The sequence below is a fragment of the Tardiphaga sp. genome (assembly GCF_044340795.1).
Taxonomy (GTDB): Bacteria; Pseudomonadota; Alphaproteobacteria; order Rhizobiales; family Xanthobacteraceae; genus Tardiphaga.
The window spans coordinates 33,314-49,710 of the sequence record NZ_JBIISY010000015.1; the positions used below are offsets into that span (position 1 = coordinate 33,314).

Annotated in this window: 17 protein-coding genes; 8 read left to right on the forward strand and 9 right to left on the reverse strand. The window is 63.1% G+C overall.

The annotated features are described in order from the left end of the window. The first annotated feature begins 190 nt into the window (after window positions 1-190). The 3 genes from ACIQ17_RS04330 (at window position 191) to ACIQ17_RS04340 (ending at window position 3,884) form a co-directional block, all read left to right on the forward strand. Window positions 191-2,416 carry a TonB-dependent siderophore receptor gene (locus tag ACIQ17_RS04330; protein ID WP_398465795.1) on the forward strand — a complete coding sequence of 742 codons (2,226 nt, stop codon included), beginning with the start codon at window positions 191-193 and terminating at the stop codon, window positions 2,414-2,416. A gap of 134 nt (window positions 2,417-2,550) precedes the next feature. Then, complete coding sequence (locus ACIQ17_RS04335) at window positions 2,551-3,696, forward strand: PepSY-associated TM helix domain-containing protein (RefSeq protein WP_398465761.1); 1,146 nt, start codon at window positions 2,551-2,553, stop codon at window positions 3,694-3,696. Window positions 3,697-3,704: 8 nt separating this feature from the next. Further along, window positions 3,705-3,884 (forward strand): hypothetical protein, encoded by a 180-nt coding sequence (locus tag ACIQ17_RS04340; protein ID WP_398465763.1) that lies wholly within the window; start codon window positions 3,705-3,707, stop codon window positions 3,882-3,884. A 9-nt stretch (window positions 3,885-3,893) separates the two neighbouring features. On the opposite strand, the gene ACIQ17_RS04345 is transcribed toward ACIQ17_RS04340, so the two are convergent. The 4 genes from ACIQ17_RS04345 to ACIQ17_RS04360 all read right to left on the reverse strand — a co-directional run bounded on the left by ACIQ17_RS04345 (window position 3,894) and on the right by ACIQ17_RS04360 (window position 6,037). Further along, entirely contained in the window at window positions 3,894-4,211 is a 318-nt protein-coding gene (locus tag ACIQ17_RS04345; protein ID WP_398465765.1) for a DUF3551 domain-containing protein, read from the reverse strand. Window positions 4,212-4,315: 104 nt separating this feature from the next. Further along, entirely contained in the window at window positions 4,316-4,789 is a 474-nt protein-coding gene (ybaK, locus tag ACIQ17_RS04350; RefSeq protein ID WP_398465767.1) for a Cys-tRNA(Pro) deacylase, read from the reverse strand. 20 nt (window positions 4,790-4,809) lie between these two features. Further along, on the reverse strand, window positions 4,810-5,334 hold the full coding sequence (locus ACIQ17_RS04355) for a carboxymuconolactone decarboxylase family protein (RefSeq protein WP_398465769.1): 525 nt from the start codon (window positions 5,332-5,334) through the stop codon (window positions 4,810-4,812). Window positions 5,335-5,374: 40 nt separating this feature from the next. Next, window positions 5,375-6,037 carry a glutathione S-transferase family protein gene (locus ACIQ17_RS04360; protein ID WP_398465771.1) on the reverse strand — a complete coding sequence of 221 codons (663 nt, stop codon included), beginning with the start codon at window positions 6,035-6,037 and terminating at the stop codon, window positions 5,375-5,377. Window positions 6,038-6,133: 96 nt separating this feature from the next. On the opposite strand from ACIQ17_RS04360, the gene ACIQ17_RS04365 reads away from it, so the two are divergent. Further along, a complete protein-coding gene (locus ACIQ17_RS04365) occupies window positions 6,134-7,054 on the forward strand; it encodes a PhzF family phenazine biosynthesis protein (protein WP_398465773.1) in 921 nt (306 codons plus the stop codon). Here the strand turns inward: ACIQ17_RS04365 and ACIQ17_RS04370 are convergent. Both ACIQ17_RS04370 and ACIQ17_RS04375 read right to left on the reverse strand, forming a co-directional pair. Then, complete coding sequence (locus ACIQ17_RS04370) at window positions 7,051-8,934, reverse strand: CHASE2 domain-containing protein (protein ID WP_398465775.1); 1,884 nt, start codon at window positions 8,932-8,934, stop codon at window positions 7,051-7,053. The two genes, ACIQ17_RS04365 and ACIQ17_RS04370, sit on opposite strands and share 4 nt — an antisense overlap. A 5-nt stretch (window positions 8,935-8,939) precedes the next feature. Beyond that, entirely contained in the window at window positions 8,940-9,464 is a 525-nt protein-coding gene (locus ACIQ17_RS04375; protein WP_398465777.1) for a FecR domain-containing protein, read from the reverse strand. 429 nt (window positions 9,465-9,893) lie between these two features. On the opposite strand from ACIQ17_RS04375, the gene ACIQ17_RS04380 reads away from it, so the two are divergent. From ACIQ17_RS04380 to ACIQ17_RS04390, 3 genes are all read left to right on the forward strand, one after another. Continuing rightward, entirely contained in the window at window positions 9,894-11,186 is a 1,293-nt protein-coding gene (locus ACIQ17_RS04380; RefSeq protein WP_398465779.1) for an adenylosuccinate synthase, read from the forward strand. Window positions 11,187-11,240: 54 nt separating this feature from the next. Then, window positions 11,241-12,791 (forward strand): hypothetical protein, encoded by a 1,551-nt coding sequence (locus ACIQ17_RS04385; protein ID WP_398465781.1) that lies wholly within the window; start codon window positions 11,241-11,243, stop codon window positions 12,789-12,791. A 132-nt stretch (window positions 12,792-12,923) separates the two neighbouring features. Next, complete coding sequence (locus ACIQ17_RS04390; protein ID WP_398465783.1) at window positions 12,924-13,889, forward strand: VOC family protein; 966 nt, start codon at window positions 12,924-12,926, stop codon at window positions 13,887-13,889. A gap of 27 nt (window positions 13,890-13,916) precedes the next feature. Here the strand turns inward: ACIQ17_RS04390 and ACIQ17_RS04395 are convergent, their stop codons facing one another. Further along, window positions 13,917-14,120 (reverse strand): hypothetical protein, encoded by a 204-nt coding sequence (locus ACIQ17_RS04395; RefSeq protein ID WP_398465785.1) that lies wholly within the window; start codon window positions 14,118-14,120, stop codon window positions 13,917-13,919. 195 nt (window positions 14,121-14,315) lie between these two features. Further along, window positions 14,316-14,549 carry a hypothetical protein gene (locus tag ACIQ17_RS04400; RefSeq protein ID WP_398465787.1) on the reverse strand — a complete coding sequence of 78 codons (234 nt, stop codon included), beginning with the start codon at window positions 14,547-14,549 and terminating at the stop codon, window positions 14,316-14,318. Between the two features lie 401 nt (window positions 14,550-14,950). On the opposite strand from ACIQ17_RS04400, the gene ACIQ17_RS04405 reads away from it, so the two are divergent. Further along, window positions 14,951-16,162 (forward strand): methyltransferase domain-containing protein, encoded by a 1,212-nt coding sequence (locus tag ACIQ17_RS04405; RefSeq protein ID WP_398465789.1) that lies wholly within the window; start codon window positions 14,951-14,953, stop codon window positions 16,160-16,162. A gap of 3 nt (window positions 16,163-16,165) precedes the next feature. On the opposite strand, the gene ACIQ17_RS04410 is transcribed toward ACIQ17_RS04405, so the two are convergent. Continuing rightward, a partial coding sequence (locus ACIQ17_RS04410; RefSeq protein WP_398465791.1) for a DUF1045 domain-containing protein occupies window positions 16,166-16,397 on the reverse strand: 232 nt, incomplete at its 5' end.

Genomic DNA, 16,397 nt, shown 5'->3' on the forward strand with positions numbered 1-16,397 from the left:
GCGGCGCTTTCGCCACAGCCGGTCCGATTGTGACAGTTTTGGAACGGTTCTATTGGCCTGCGCGCAAAGGGCCGCATACCCCACTGAATGAATTTCAGCGGATCCACGATCGCGACGGTCGGCAGGATCATGGGGGCTCATCTTGAACATCATTCGTTTGTCGCGTTTTGCGTTACTGTCGTCCGCCGGCATGCTCTGCATTATGTCGCTCGATTCCGCGTCGGCGCAGTCCAACACCGCCCAGAGCGGCGCGCAGAACCTGCCGCCGGTTGTCGTGAACCAGCCGGCCCAGCGCCGTCGTGCAGCAACGGCCCAGCGCGCGCCGCGCGCAGCCCGCACCGCTGTCGCGCCACGCCCCGTCGCCCAGCCGCCGCGCAGCAATGTGTTCGTGGAAAGCCCGCGCGGCCCGATCCAGGGCTATGTCGCCAACCGCTCGTCCTCGGGCACCAAGACCAATACCCCCATCAACGAGACCCCGCAGGCCATCACGGTGATCGGCGCCGAGCAGATCCGCGACCAGGCGCCGCGCAAGTTCGACGACGTGCTGCGCTATGCGCCCGGCGTCTATGCCGCGACCTTCGGCGCCGACAACCGCAATGACTGGTTCATCATCCGCGGCTTCAAGTCTGACGACAACAGCATGTTCCTCGATGGCATGCAGCTGTTCTACACGTCCTATGCCAGCTGGAAGCTGCAGCCCTTCAACATGGAGCGCGTCGAGGTTCTGCGCGGTCCGTCGGCAATCCTGTACGGTGGTTCGAGCCCGAGCGGCCTCGTCAACGCGATCAGCAAGACTCCGCGCGCCGAGCCGATCCGCTATATCGAAACTGGCGTCGACAATTACGGCAATGGTTATTTCGGCTTCGACATCAACACCCCGATCAAGCTGGCACCGGGCAATGGCGAACTCTATACCCGCATCGTCGGCCAGGTGCAGAAGGGCGGCACGCAGACCGACTACACGCCGAACGACAACTATTTCATCGCGCCGTCGGTGACCTGGAAGCCGGATGTCGACACCACGCTGACCATCCTCGCTTCGGCCTCGAAGAATGAAACCCGTGCGGCCCAGTTCCTGCCTTATGTCGGCACGGTGACCAATGGTCCGTTCGGCCGCATCCCGACCAGCTTCTTCGGCGGCGAGCCGAATTTCGACTTCTTCAAGCGCGAGCAGGAAATGCTCGGCTATCAGTTCGAGCGCAATCTGTCCGATAGCGTTACGTTCCGCCAGAATGCCCGTTTCGCACATGTCGACGTCAACTATGCCGGCATCACCGGCAATGGTTACGCCAACCAGGCGACCGGCGATTTTGCGCGTTATCCCTTCGCCACCCGCGGTATCGCCAATCAGGCGAATATGGACACCCAGGTGGAGTATCGCTTCAACACCGGCATCCTCAGCCACACCACGCTGTTCGGCCTTGATCTGAAATATTACCAGATCAGCGACACCCAGGCCTTCGCCTTTACGCAGGGGCCGATCAATGTGCTGAACCCCATCTATACGGGGGCTCCGCCGCTCACCGCGGCACCCTATCGCGACAGCAAGCTGACCCAGCAGCAGCTTGGCGTCTATGTGCAGGATCAGATCAAGCTGGACCGCTTCACGCTGGTTCTGTCGGGTCGTAACGATTGGGTCGATGTCAACGACATCAGCCGCATCACGGGTACCGCTCCGCTGGGCCGCAGCGACAGCAAGTTCAGCGGCCGCGTTGGTGCGATCTATAACTTCGACAATGGCCTCGCGCCCTATGTGTCGTATGCGACGAGCTATAATCCGATCATCGGCACCAATTCGTCCGGCCAGTTGCTGCTGCCCGAAACCGGCGAGCAGACCGAAGTCGGCGTCAAGTTCCAGCCGGTTGGCTTCAACGGCCACTTCGGCGTGGCCCTGTTCGACCTGAAGCGCACCAATGTGCTGACGACCGATCCGCTCAGCATTCCGCCGAACCTGCAGACCCAGACCGGCGAAGTGACCTCGCGTGGTATCGAACTCGAAGCGGTCGCCAATCTCGCTCCGGGCTTCAAGGTCGTCGGCTCGTTCACGCACTACAACCTGTTCACCAGCAAGGATGCCAATTCGACGCTGGTCGGCCTGGTGCCCACCAACACCCCGCGCCAGATGGCGTCGGGCTGGGCGGACTACACGTTCCAGGACGGCATTCTCCGCGGCTTCGGCTTCGGCGGTGGTGTGCGCTACGTCGGCGCGTCCTTCGCCGATCAGGCCAACACGCTGATCGTGCCGTCGCGTGTCCTCGCCGACGTGTCGGTCCACTACGACTATCAGAACTGGCGTTTTGCAGTGAATGCCAACAACGTCACCGACGAAACCTATGTTGCCAGCTGCTCCAGCGCCAATGCCTGCTTCTACGGCGATCGTCGCCGTGTCACCGGCAGCATCGGCTACAAGTGGTAGGCTGACCTGACGCAGACGGCGGGACATTCCGCTCGCGGATTGTCCTGCCGTCGCATTCTTGATCAATCCGGTTTATGTCGTCCCTGTTCGCCGGGGACGACATTTGCATTTGCGGCTTTTGAAGGAGCGATCCGTTGCAAGCACGAACGGCCCGCATCTGGTCGGTGATCCACACCTGGACCAGTCTCATCTCCACGGTTTTCCTGCTGCTGCTTTGCCTCACCGGCCTGCCGCTGATCTTTCATCATGAGATCGACGATGCGCTCGGCTATTCGCCCCAGGCGGACGTGCGTCCTGCCGGCGCAGCCAAGCTCAGCCTCGATGAGATCAGCCGCGCTGCGCTCGCCGATCATCCCGGCAATGTCATGCTCTATATGGGCTGGGACAAGGACGAGCCCTGGATGGTTTCCACCTTCACCAACAAGACCGTGACCTCCGATCCGCAGACCACGGTGGTGAAGGCGCTCGATGCCTATACGGCCAAGCCCGTGGGCCTGCTCGGCACCGGGCCGATGCTGGTGATGCTGCGTCTTCACACCGACATGTATCTCGGCCTGCCCGGCAAGTGGTTCATGGGGCTGATGGGCTTCGTCTTCATGATCGCCATCGTGTCCGGCGTGGTGCTGTATTGGCCGTTCACGCGGCGGCTGGATTTCGCGGCGATCCGCAGGAAGAAGTCCCGGCGGGTCTGGTGGCTCGACTGGCACAATCTGCTGGGCGTGGTCACCGTCGTCTGGGCGCTGGTGGTGGGCGGCACCGGCGTGCTCAATGCCTATGCCGAACTCCTGCTCGGGGTCTGGCAGCGCAACGAACTCACCGCCATCGCGGCGCCCTATGCAGGCCAGCCCACGCCGACAACGCTCGCATCGCTGGACACCGTGCTCGGCAATGCCATGAAGGCAACCCCGGGCATGGAGCCGGCCTTCATCGCCTTTCCCGGTACGCCGTTCACGTCGACGCATCACTTCGCGGTCTTTTTGCGCGGCGATACGCCTTTGACGTCGCGCCTTGTGAAGCCTGTTCTGCTCGACGGCGAAACGGGCGCGGTCTCCAGCACCAGTGATCTGCCGGTCTGTCTGAAGGCCGTACTGGTCTCGCAGCCACTGCATTTTGGTGACTATGGCGGCATGCCGCTCAAGATCATCTGGGCGCTGCTGACGGTGTTCACGATCATCGTGCTCGGCAGTGGCCTTTACCTCTACATCGCGCGCCGTCGCAAACAACGGCGGCCTGCGCGTGTCACTCCGGACGCGGCAGGGATCGCACAGGTGTCGCGATGAGCGGCCGCATGCCGTCGCAGCGTCCGCAATGGCTCCGCGTCTTCGGGGCACCGATCATGGTCGGGGTGCTGTCGCTTGCGGGCCTTCTGTCGGCGCTGCTCGCCGGCGATCTCGGCCGCTATTTCTCGTGGTTTGGCGTCGGTCTGCCCATCGCCATCGCCGCCTGGGCGTATTGGCGAAAAGCCTGACCCAGCCGCCTACCAGCGCTGGTTCCAGCCATTGTTATTCCAGCCATTGTTCCAGTCGTTCGGCTGCTCGCGATATTGCTGGCCCTTGCGGCGCGGCTGGCGCTGTTCGCCAAAGGCGACAAAGGGATTGCGCATGCAGTCGCCCCGCTGGCCGCTCACGGTGGCCATGCATTGGCCATAGGATGTGAAGTCGCAGCTCGGATTGAAGCCGGAAGCCGAGGTGCGCGAGCACCACGGATATTCGCGGGCTTCGGCCGATGTGGCACCGATGCTGCTGAGGCCGCCAGCGGCGACGAGAAGTGCGGTAGCTGCCAGGATCGCGCGCATGTCGATGCTCCCTTTGAGGTTCGACGATAACAATGCGAAGTCTATATCTGTGTTCCCGCTGGCGGCGATGGTTCATTGTCGCAATGCCGGGAGTGTGATGGGCGTCAGTCCGTCAGTGCGGCAACCGCTGCATCCAGCGCGGTTCGCGCGGCGTCCGGGGCAATCTCGATCTGCAGCCCGCGCTGGCCGCCGTTGAGATAGACGGTGGTCTCCGCAAGCGCAGCCTGCTCCATCGCCGTCGGCACGCGCTTCTTCTGCCCGAACGGGCTGATGCCGCCTACGTGATAGCCGGTGATGCGCTCGGCATCCGCCGGTCGCATCATCCTGGCCGACTTGCCGCGAAAGGCCGCGGCGAGCTTCTTCATGCTCACTTCCTTGTCCGATGGCACCACCACGCAGACCGGCTTGCCGTCCACCTCCGCCATCAGCGTCTTCAGCATGCGTTGCGGGGCAATGCCGAGCGCCTCCGCCGCCTGCAGCCCGATGCTCTCCGCATCGGGATCATAGTCATAGCTGTGCAGCGTGAAGACAGCGCCCAGCTTTGTCAGTGTCTGGGTGGCGCGGGTGGACTTGGACATCGGAAGGCTCGTTGGGGAGGTCACACCACGTCGGTGACCGGCTGCATGTCGATAGCAAAGGTCTCGAGGAATTTCGAGGTCATGATGTAGAAGCCGACCGATAGCTGCAGCTCCACCAGCGCGCCGGGTGTCAGCTTCGCTGCAATGGCCTTGAAAGTCGCATCGGTCGGACGATGCAGCTTCACGATCTCGTCGGTGAAGGCGAGGGCGGCGCGCTGGGTCTCGTCGAAGCAGGTCGCAGCCTGCCAGTTCTCCAGCGCGTCATTCTGTGCGTCGCTGACGCCGACATAGCCGCCGATCCGCTTGTGCGCGGCGACTTCGTAGGGGGCCTCGCAGAGAATGCCGGTACGCGTGATGGCCAGCTCGCGAATGACGGGATCGAGCTCTCCCTTGTTGCGGATCGCGCCACCGAGCCGGCAATATTGTTCGAGATAGCTCGGCGAATGCGCCATCATGCGGAAGATGTTGGCGCTGCGGTTCTTGCCGAGCAGTTCGCGGGTGCGTTCGCTGGCGGTTGCGGGATCGCTGTAGTCGATACGGGCCATGTCGTTCCTCAGGTGATTTTCTTGTTGTTCATGTGTCGGATCAGTCGCGCGATCCGTCCTTGGCATAGTTCGTCATGCGCTGACCAGGCAAGAGTTCATAAGCGGGCTTATAGCCCGGCAATGCCGCCATGCGGTCAAGCCATGCGCGGATGGCAGGATGGGTGACTGCGAAGTCGAACCCATGCTCGTCGGAGGGAAAGTGCAGATAGGCGATCATCGAGATGTCAGCGACGCTGGGCTTTGCGCCGATCGCGAAGGCGTTGCTCTGCAAATGCGTTTCCAGAATGCCAAGGAAATCGCCGAGCCGCTTGCGGAAATAGGCCTGGACGTGTGGATCGACCGACGACATGAACGCGCGCTGGAAACGATAGGTTGCCATGTAGCCGGTGAGCTTGTGATTATCCCAGAACAGCCAGCGCAGAATCTCAAACCGCTCCGCATCATTGTCGCCGCCGAACTTGCCGAACTGCTGCGCGAGTTGCAGCAGGATCGGTGCAGTCTGTGTCAGCTTTTCGCCGTCAATCTCCAGCACCGGGATCTCGCCCATCGGATTGACCGCTGCGCGCCATTCCTTGCTCCGCGTCACGCCGCCGTTGAAATCGGTCCAGACCGGCTCGAACGATTGCCCGCAGAGCGCTAGCATCAGCGCGAGTTTGAAGCTGTTTCCGGACTCCGGAAAATAGTGCAAGCGGCAGGCGGGCATGGCGCGTGTCCTTCCAGTCATCGAATTTTCGCCTATGATTGCAGCTTCAAACCCGGATTGCCAACCATGGCTGTGGCCACGGGAGGAAGATGTGCCATGTCCGAATATATGACCGTCGATGTTTTCACCGATACGCCATTTGGCGGCAATCCGCTCGCGGTGTTTCCTGATGCCCGCGGTATCGCCGAGGCCGACTTCCAGAAAATCGCGCGCGAATTCAACTACTCAGAAACGACTTTCGTGTTTCCGCCTGATGATCCCGCGCACACCGCGCGAGTCCGGATCTTTACGCCGACCGATGAAATCCCGTTCGCGGGTCATCCCAATGTCGGCACGGCCTTTGTGCTCGGACGTATGGGTGAGGTGTTCGGCAAGCCGGTTGGCGCGGAGATGGTTTTTGAAGAGACGGCGGGGCTGGTCCATCTCGATCTCATCCGGGAGGGCGGTCTCGTCGTCGGCGCGGGCTTTGTCGCGCCGCAGGCGTTGACGATCGGCAAAGCCGTCGCGCCAGAAGTCATGGCGGGGTGCCTGTCGCTGGCGCCGGAAGCCATTGTCGCTGATGCGCACGAGCCCAGCATCGTGTCTGTCGGGCTGCCATTTGCGGTCGCCGAACTGGCCAGTCCCGACGCGCTCGCTGCTGCACGTCCCGATATGGCGGCGTTCACGTCGGCAGGACGTGCGTATTGGCACCGTGATGATCGCTTTGCGACCTTCGCCTATGTCCGCGCCGGCCATGGCATCGAACACTTGCGTGCCCGCATGTTTGCGCCGCTCAGCAATATTCCGGAAGATCCTGCGACGGGCAGTGCCTGCGCGGCACTCGCTGCCTATCTCTGCAGCCTCGACAGGCGGAGCGACATGACGGCGAGCATTGTCATCGAGCAGGGGATCGAAATGGGGCGGCCGAGCAGGATCGAGGTCGATGTTCAGAAACTCGGTGGGAAAGTGGAGCGCGTCCGTATCGCGGGCCGCTGTGTTCCCCTCATGCACGGACGTCTTGTCATCGCTGCCGTTTAGACGCGGTCTCTCTGCGCCGTATCGTTCCGCCAGAACCATACGTTGACGCCGGTGCGGCGACCGCGGATATCGGCAAAAGCGGGGCCCGACAACGTACCCGTATGCCGGATGGACGAAGCCTCGCCGGCTTTGCAGAGCAGGCTGTCGGTCATGGCGACGCTGGCGCCGCGGGATGCGGCGACTTCCATCAAACGGCTCGCGATGTTGACCGTGTCGCCGGTCGCGGTGATCTGCTGGTAACTGTCGCCGCCGAGGCGTGAGGCGACGATCTCGCCGAAATGCGCGCCGATCTTGAAGCCGGTCTTTGCAGACAGCGATGGAGGCAGCGTTCCGAGCCATTGCTCGGCACGATCGGTGAGATCGATGCAGCATTGTACGGCGCGTGCTGCGTCGTCGTCGGCCGGTTCGGGCAGTCCAAACAGGATCATTGCGCCGTCGCCCATGAAGTTGATCACGAGGCCGCCATGGGCGACGGTCACCTGATCGATCAGGGCGTGAAACGATTTCAGCATCTCGCGCACCCTGTGCGGGTCGGTGGTTTCGCTGAGGGCCGTGAAGCGCGAGAGATCAATGAAGATGATCGCTGCGTCCTGATGGCGGGGATGCAGCAGGAAGTCGGGATAGCTAATGATCCATTCGCGCAGGCGGGGCGCATGGAATTGCCGCATCAATGCGCTGCGGGCATCGAGATGCGCGGCATGCTCCCGGCCAATCCAGATCTGCAGAGCGCCAAAGGCAATCGCTGGCGGTCCGGCGGCAAGCAGTGGCAGTGCGGCGCTCATCCAGATGCCGTGGGCGTAGGCGGTGGTGTTGAGCGCCGCCCACAGCGCGATGACAACGACGATGGTCAGCAGGCCGGCCGTATTGCGTCGCCATGCCAGCAGCGCAACGCACAGCATCGCCAAGGCAATCGAAAAGATCGCGTCGAACAGCCGGACGGTCACATTGCGCACGAGCGTGTCTTGCGCGAGCAGATGCGTAATGGCGGTGGATACGACCTCGACACCGGGCATCACGGGATCGAATGGCGTCGAGAATGTATCGCCGCCGCCGGTGACGGTGACGCCAATCACGACCACGCGGCCCTCGATGTCCGAGGGGGCGACTTCATCGGCCAGCACGCGTGACGCGCCGATGGTGTGGATGGTGCCGCGCGGGCCGTAATAGGACATCGGGAGCAGGTGGCCGACATCGGTCGGCACGCCGTGGTCGCCGAATTTGAACGTGTTGTTGTCGATCAGCAATTCGTCGCCGCTCGCTGCGCCGGCAACCCGCAGCGGCATCGACACCATAATGCGATCGGTGGAGCGGATCAGCATCGGCATGGCGCGCGGGGCGCCGCTGCTGTCGGTGTTGAGGTTGACGACACCGACTGCGGCCTGATCGGAAAATTCCTTGCGTGGCGTGAGAAAGCCCGAGGCGACCGGAAGCTCGGCGAGTGGGCCGGCGTTCCTGTTTCCGACCGCCTGACGGGACTCGTTGAACATCGCGGCCGCGGCAATCACCGAATTGGTGCTGCCGAGCGCGCGCGCAAGCGCTTCGTCCGCTTCCGCGGGGCCGGCGTCGACGAGCAGGACGTCGAGCGCGAGCACCTTCGGCCGGTATTTGGCAATTTGCTCGATGAGGCGTGCCAGCGTCCCGCGCGGGAGCGGATATTGCCCTTGCTCGCGCACGACCTGATCGTCGATGGCAATGATGGTGACGATGTCCGGCGGTGTCTTCGGACCGCGGATCTGCGTGCGGAGGTCGGTGAATGTTGCCTCCACCTGATCGATGAAGCCGATATCGCCGCCATGGTGTCCAAGCGTCAGGCCTGCTGCCCACAGGCCTGCAAGGACGATCATCGTCGCAGGGGCCCATAGTTTGCGGACCGCAGTCATGCGCTTCAGCGTCCCAGGCGAGCCATCAGTGCGGCGATGCGCGGTGCGCCCCATTGGCGAACCTGCAGAGGCGTGGTCGTTGCGTCCACATCGACGCCTTCGCCGGGGCCAAGGACGACACCACGCCCAGCAGCAACGCGACGGACGCCAACGCGTCCGGTCTGCACGAACACGGACGTCTTGGCGCCCTCGGCGTCCACCGCCCATTCCGTACCACGCACCGCGGCGATCGCCTGCGGAGTGATCACCTGGAATTGCCGTCCGCTCTTCTGTTTGGGCGCGCTGACGAACACGGCCTTGCTCAGCAGGCTGATGCCATCGACACGGCCGTTGCGATCGCGATCGAGCAAGGTGAACTGCGCCTCGTTCTCGACAACGATGGTGACGCCGCCCTGACAGGTCAGCGTCCGGGTCTGGGCGGGTGAGGGCGCTGACGTACATCCAAAATCAGCAGGTTGCGCCGATGCAGTCCCGAGGCAGGCCATGATGGTTGCGAGAATGGCGATGGATGCCCGGGTGAAGGCTTGCATGGGAATCTCCTGGGAAGTGATGCGTCCACGTGCTCAAAGGCGATATTCAACGTCAGCGCGTAAACTGGGTGCGGTGGCGATATAGGGGCGAGCATCCTGCGGTGCGATAGTCCAGCGCGCACCGCCCGGGCCTTTCACGCCGAATTGAGATTGCGACCGATTTGCAAGGCAGGTCACCGTCGCCCGGATATCGCCGCAATCTCTGGAATTTTCAGGGGATATCAAAGGTTTGCCGGCGCTTGACGCGGGCGTTTTTCCAGCCCTTGCGCTTGTTTTCGCGACCTTCTTCCTTTATTCCCGGTTTGCATCGCAGACAGCGTCCTTGTGAGACGCGTTTGGGCGGATGCCTGGGCGTGGTCCGGCAAACGGCAGACCGTTTTCCGCAGCGATCACGCTTTGACGCGTGTATTTTCAGAGGACTAACGCCACATGGCCAATGTTGTCGTCGTCGGCGCCCAATGGGGCGACGAGGGTAAGGGCAAGATCGTTGACTGGTTGTCGGATCAGGCGGACGTCGTCGCCCGCTATCAGGGCGGCCACAATGCCGGCCATACGCTGGTCATCGACGGCAAGACCTACAAGCTGGCGCTGCTGCCCTCGGGTGTCGTGCGTGGCGGCAAGCTCTCGGTGATCGGCAATGGCGTGGTGTTCGACCCGCAGGCGTTCATCGATGAAGTCGCCAAGCTGAAGGGCCAGGGCGTCGATGTGGGTCCGGAGAATCTGCGCGTTGCTGAAAACGTCACGCTGATCCTGCCGCTGCACCGCGAACTCGATGCGCTGCGCGAAAATGCCAGCAAGGCCACCGCCATCGGCACCACCCAGCGCGGCATCGGACCGGCCTACGAAGACAAGGTCGGCCGTCGCGCCATCCGCCTGATGGATCTCGCCGATCTGCAGACCCTGCCGCACAAGGTCGAGCGCCTGTTGACGCACCACAACGCGCTGCGCCGTGGCCTCGGCCTCGAGGAATTCAAGGCGGCCGATATCGTCAAGGATCTCGCCGCACTCGCGCCGGCGCTGCTGCCTTATGCCGAAACGGTCTGGCAACTGCTCGACAACAAGCGCCGCGAAGGCAAGCGCATCCTGTTCGAAGGCGCGCAGGGCGCGCTGCTCGACGTCGATCACGGCACCTATCCCTATGTGACCTCGTCCAACACCGTCGCTGCCCAGGCCGCGACCGGCACCGGCATGGGTCCCGGCGCGGTCGGCTATGTGCTTGGCATCTGCAAGGCCTACACCACGCGCGTCGGCGCCGGCCCGTTCCCGACCGAACTCGATAACGAGATCGGTGAGGAAATCGGCCGTCGCGGCAAGGAATTCGGCGTCAACACCGGCCGCAAGCGCCGTTGTGGCTGGTTCGACGCGGTGCTGGTGCGCCAGACCGTCCGTACCTGCGGCATCAATGGCTTGGCCATGACCAAGCTCGACATCCTCGACGGCTTCGACACCATCCAGGTCTGCGTCGGCTACAAGCTGGACGGCAAGGAAATCGACCATCTGCCGGCGGGCGAGGGCGCCCAGCAGCGGATCGAGCCGATCTACGAGACCATCGAAGGCTGGAAAGAGCCGACGGCGAATGCCCGTTCCTGGGCTGATCTGCCTGCTCAGGCGATCAAATATGTCCGCCGCGTCGAGGAACTGGTCGGTTGCCCAATCGCTTTGCTCTCCACGAGCCCAGAGCGCGATGATACCATTCTGGTGCAAAATCCGTTTGAGGCTTAACGAACTATTACCGGTTGGCTTTCAAATTGAGGGACCCCGCGAAACTGAGTCGAGATGGCTGACTACTATCCCCTGATTGCCCGTGCCATCGCCGGCCTGGACCCCAGTGCCCCCGGTGAGCAGCGCCGTGCCCTTTATGAACGCGCCCGCACGGCGCTGATCGCGCAACTGCGCAGTGTCGAGCCGCCGCTCTCGGAATCCGAGATCACCCGCGAGCGCCTGTCGCTCGAGGAAGCCGTCCGCAAGGTCGAATCCGAAGCCGCTCAGCGCGCCCGCGATGCATCGCGGGCCGCGGATGCGAATCGTCCGCGTGCGGGCGATGCTTTCCGCAATGCCACCCAGGCGCGGGCCGGTACTCCGCCGGGCGCCGCCCCGACCGAGCCGTCGCCGCGCGGCCGTCAACCGGCCGCTCCGACATCGACGCCACCGCGCGCGGACGAGCAGCGCCCGCAGCGAACGCTGCGCGTCGATCCGCCACCAATTCCGCGCGAGCCGGGCACCGGCCGTCCCGTGCCTCCGCGTCGTCCGGATCAGCCAGTCCCGCCGCCGTCGGGCCGCGATGATCGTGGCGAAGCCGCCATGCGCGGTTTCCGCGATGTCACCGCCGATGTCGACGATCTCGGCCGCGCGGCAGCGCAGGCCAATCGCGCTGCGCGCAAGACCTACGCCAATGTGCCGTCGCCGACGCCGGAATTCGACCGGCTCGAGCCGAGCATGGAAGATCGCGCCGCAGTCTTCGGTTACGACGAGCAGCAGTCCTACGATCAGCAGGCTGATGATGCCGAAGCTCCGCCCGCACGCGGCAAGGACGGCAAGAAGCAGAAGCCGCCGAAGCCGAAGCGCGTCAGCGGTGGTTTTCCGTTCAAGACACTGCTGTTCCTTGGCCTGCTTCTGATCATCGTGGGCGGCACGTTCCTCGCGTGGCCGCAGATTTCGGGCATGGTGCGCGGCCTCGGCGGCAGTACCAGCACGCCGGCGCCGACCAGCGAGAACAAGGACGGGGCACTGGCGCCACGCCCGAAGATCACCGATCGGGTTGGACAGCCGTCTGATCAGGTGGCCCCGGTGGCACAGCGCGTGGTTCTCTATGATGAGGATCCGTCGGAGCCGAAGGGCAAGCAGTTCGTCGGCACCGTGGTCTGGCGCACCGAGCAGATCAAGGGCAGCGGTGGTCGCCCCGGCGATGTCGCCGTGCGCGCCGACATCGATATCCCGGAACGCAAGTTCAAGATGACCATGTCGTTCCGCCGCAACAATGATTCCACCCTGCCGGCCAGCCATACGGCGGAGCTGACTTTCGTTCTGCCGCAGGATTTCAACGGCGGCGGTGTCGCCAATGTGCCGGGCATCCTGATGAAGTCCAACGAGCAGGCCCGTGGCACGCCGCTGGCGGGCCTCGCGGTAAAGGTCACCGATGGCTTCTTCCTGGTGGGTCTCAGCAATGTGGAGAGCGATAAGTCGCGGAACCTGCAGCTCCTGAAGGAGCGTTCCTGGTTCGACATCCCGCTGGTCTATACCAACCAGCGCCGCGCGATCATCGCGATTGAGAAGGGCTCGCCCGGCGAGCGCGCCTTCAACGACGCATTTGCAGCCTGGGGCGAGTAGCCCTGGGTCGTCATGCCCGGCGCCTGATTGTGCGCCGGGGCGGTGACAAAAACTCCCACGTCAACGTGACTTGACCGGGTTCCCCGGCATTCCTAATCGACGACCATCGTTTCGCCGCGGGAAAGATCCGTCATGACCACGCGCCGTGAGGTGCTGAAACTCGCCGCTTTTGCTGCCAGCAACGCCGCCCTGCTTGGTGCCGTGCGTGCCGAAGGCGGTGTCGCCGAAGCCGTCGCAGCACCGATTCCTTTCGCTCAGCAGACGCCCATGCGGATCGGGGCTGCAGCGTTGCGCGTCCGCGATCTCCACGCGATGCGGCGCTTCTATACGGATCTCCTGAAGCTCACGACGATCAGTCAGACTGCGAGCGAGGTCGTGCTCGGCGTCGATGGCGTTGCGCTCCTGCATCTGATCCATCGGCCGATGGCGCCGATCGCCGGCGCGAGCGGGGCAGGGCTCTATCACACGGCCTTCCTGATGCCGAGCCGGGCTGATTTCGCGCGCTGGCTTGTGCATGCCGCGCTGACGCGCACGCAATTCACCGGCTTCGCCGATCATCACGTCAGCGAAGCCTCCTATCTCGACGATCCCGAAGGCAATGGCATCGAGGTCTATTCGGACCGGCCGGCATCGGCGTGGCTGTGGGTCGGCGACAGCGTCAGCATGGGATCCGACAGGCTCGACATCGATGACATCGTAAAACTGACGGACAGAACGCGTGATCAATATGATGCGGCGCCCAGCGCGCTGCGTATCGGCCACATGCATCTGCGTGTCGGTGATATCGCGCGCGGCCGGGCGTTTTATGAGGGCCTGATCGGAATGGAGCGGACGCGCGAACGCGCCGGCGCGGCGTTCCTGTCGTCAGGGCGCTATCACCATCATCTCGGGATCAATGTCTGGCAGAGCGAGGGCGCCGGCGCGCGCAATGTCGCCGAAACAGGCCTCGCCTGGTTTTCGCTGGCTGTTGCTGACGATGCGGTACTGGCGGATCGCAAGGCGCGCCTCACGCAGGCGGGCATGGCCAGCGAGGCAATTGCGACTGGATTCTCCGTCGCCGATCCCTGGGGCACGCAGGTGCGCATGATCAAAGCATAGGCCATGATGGCCTATGGCGGCCTGCTTCTACGCACGCGGGCTTTCGAAATAACGCGGCGGATCCCGCCAGCCCTTGGCGGCGGCGTGCACGGCTTTGGCCCGATAGTCCATTTCGAGATCTGCCAACATGCTGCACATGTCGAGGTCGCTCTCTTGCTGTGCCAGCCGGCTGCAGTCTTCCGCGCGGTCGCGTAGATAATTTTCAGACATGATCATGGTCACCTCCATCATGTCCCCACACACAAAGCCAGCACGCAAAAAACACCCCAAGTCATTGGCTTGAGGTTAAAAAGTCACAATGCATTTTGGCGAAGACATGGCAGCAGCGCGACAGCGCAGCGGTGGTAGCTATTTATCCGTCGCAAGATGCGACGAAGCCGCAACAAATTACCTTCCGGTCAGTGTGACGTCAGTGCGATCGCACAGCTACGGCGCGCCTGCGGCACCGGCTTGAACGGCATGATTCACCAGCGCACTGGTGTCGGTGATTCCATCGGCGGCGTGCCGGACGATGATCTGCGCCATCATGGCCTTGGTCGCCGGCGTGCGATACTGCACGGCGATCTGCTCCACGGCGATGTCCAGCACCTGTCGCAACGCGGCAATGCGCTGCGCATCGAACGGCGGCGTCTGCGGTTGTGTCGTCGGGTTGGTCGTCATGATGCACTCCATGATCGAGGTGTGCGGACTGTGTAGGGACGGTTTAGGGCGCCTCTGAGTCAGCGTGATGAAAGGTGGATGACACGATCTGACATTGTGTTGATGCCTGCGATTGAACGTGTCGATGCTTCGTGAAACGCGCGCGCCTGGAATAGCTCGAAAGATCAGACGCGAGGCATTTCCAGCCCCCAATCGCCACGCGTGCGTCCGCGATGCCTGACAGGCGCCTTTCTCAGTCGGGCGAATGCCGGTTCAGGTTCAACCGTTTGTTGGATACTGCGCCATGTGGCATTGCAGCGTCTTTCCGCGCAGTCGCAGCACGTCTAGACGGGACCGCTATTCCGATTCGAGGCGAGTCCGGCGTCTCCGATCTTCCGGTCTGATTTCGAAACGACGTCCAGATGGCAGAATTTCCTCGCAACGACATGGCCACGGCGCAGGACTGGCTTCGTCATGCCGTGGCGGCAGATGCCGCCGGCGACGTTGCGGTCGCCGAACAGGGCTTTTTGCAGGCATTGTTGCTCGATGCAGCGCTGGTCGATGCCCGCTTCGGGCTCGGTGTCACTTATTTCAGATCGGCGCGCTATCGCGAGGCCGCCCTGGAACTGCGCGCGGTAATGGCTGCCGGGTCGGCCGACGCCGCCACCGGCATATTGCTCGGAAAATCGCTGTACCTGACCGGCGAATTCCCCGAGAGCGCCAAAGCCTTCGAATTGGCGCTGACCTCGATGCCGCTCCAGGGCGACAGCCTGCGTTGCTATGCGCGCGCCAAAACCTACGCAACCATGATCGCCGGCAACATTGCGGATGCGCTTGCCGACTATCCGGCATTGGCAGGCGCGGAGGCGGAACCGATCGAGACCGTGATCCGTGACGGCTTCGGGCTGTTGAGCGCCTATGGCCACCGCGACGCTGCTGCGGCGCTCGGGCAATTGCTGATCACCGAAAATCCGGACGATGTCGTGCAACGACATCTCAATGATGCGGTTGCAGGCCGCGCCATCGATCACGTCCCGGCTTCCTATGTCGAGGCGCATTTCGATGCCTTCGCAAATGGCTTCGACGACAAGCTGGTCAATGTCCTCGGCTATCGCGTGCCTGAGCAAATGGCTGAGCTGGTCAGCCGTCATCGCACTGCGTTCGACCACGTGCTGGATCTCGGTTGCGGCACGGGTCTGGCCGGAGCTCATCTCAGGCCGCTTGCAGGCGAGCTCACTGGTGTCGACCTGTCCGCACGCATGCTCGAGCAAGCCCGTCGTCGTGATGTCTATGACGCGCTCACCCATGCCGAGGCGCTCACGCATCTTGCGGCGCATGCTGCAACGTTCGATCTCGTCTTCGCCGCGGACACGCTGATCTATTTCGGTCGTCTCGATGCCGTGATGGCGGCAGTGGCGGAGGCAATGACCCCAGGCGGAATCTTCGCAGCGAGTGTCGAGACATCCATGCATGATTTCGAGATCATGCCATCCGGCCGCTTCGCGCATGCGGACGCCTATGTCATGCGCCTCGCCGAACCTTATTTCGAATTGCTGGAACGGCAGGCAACGGACATCCGGCTGGAAGCCAACACGCCTGCAAAGGGCGCGTTGTTCGTCTGGCGTCGCCGATGAGGCTCAGTCCTGAGTCAGGGCCACATGCTTCACAATGCGGAAGCGCGTCGTCGCGCTGTCCTGCCTGAAGAGCGCGATGCTGTCGATCGGCAGTTCATCGATGCCGAGCTCGGCAAAGCGATGCTGCAGCAAAGCGAGAACCGCCGCACCACGTTCTTCGTCGAGGCGCCCGGTCAGCGTCATGTGAAAGCGGAAATCCTCGAACACGTAAGGATACCCCCAGTCGTCGAGATGC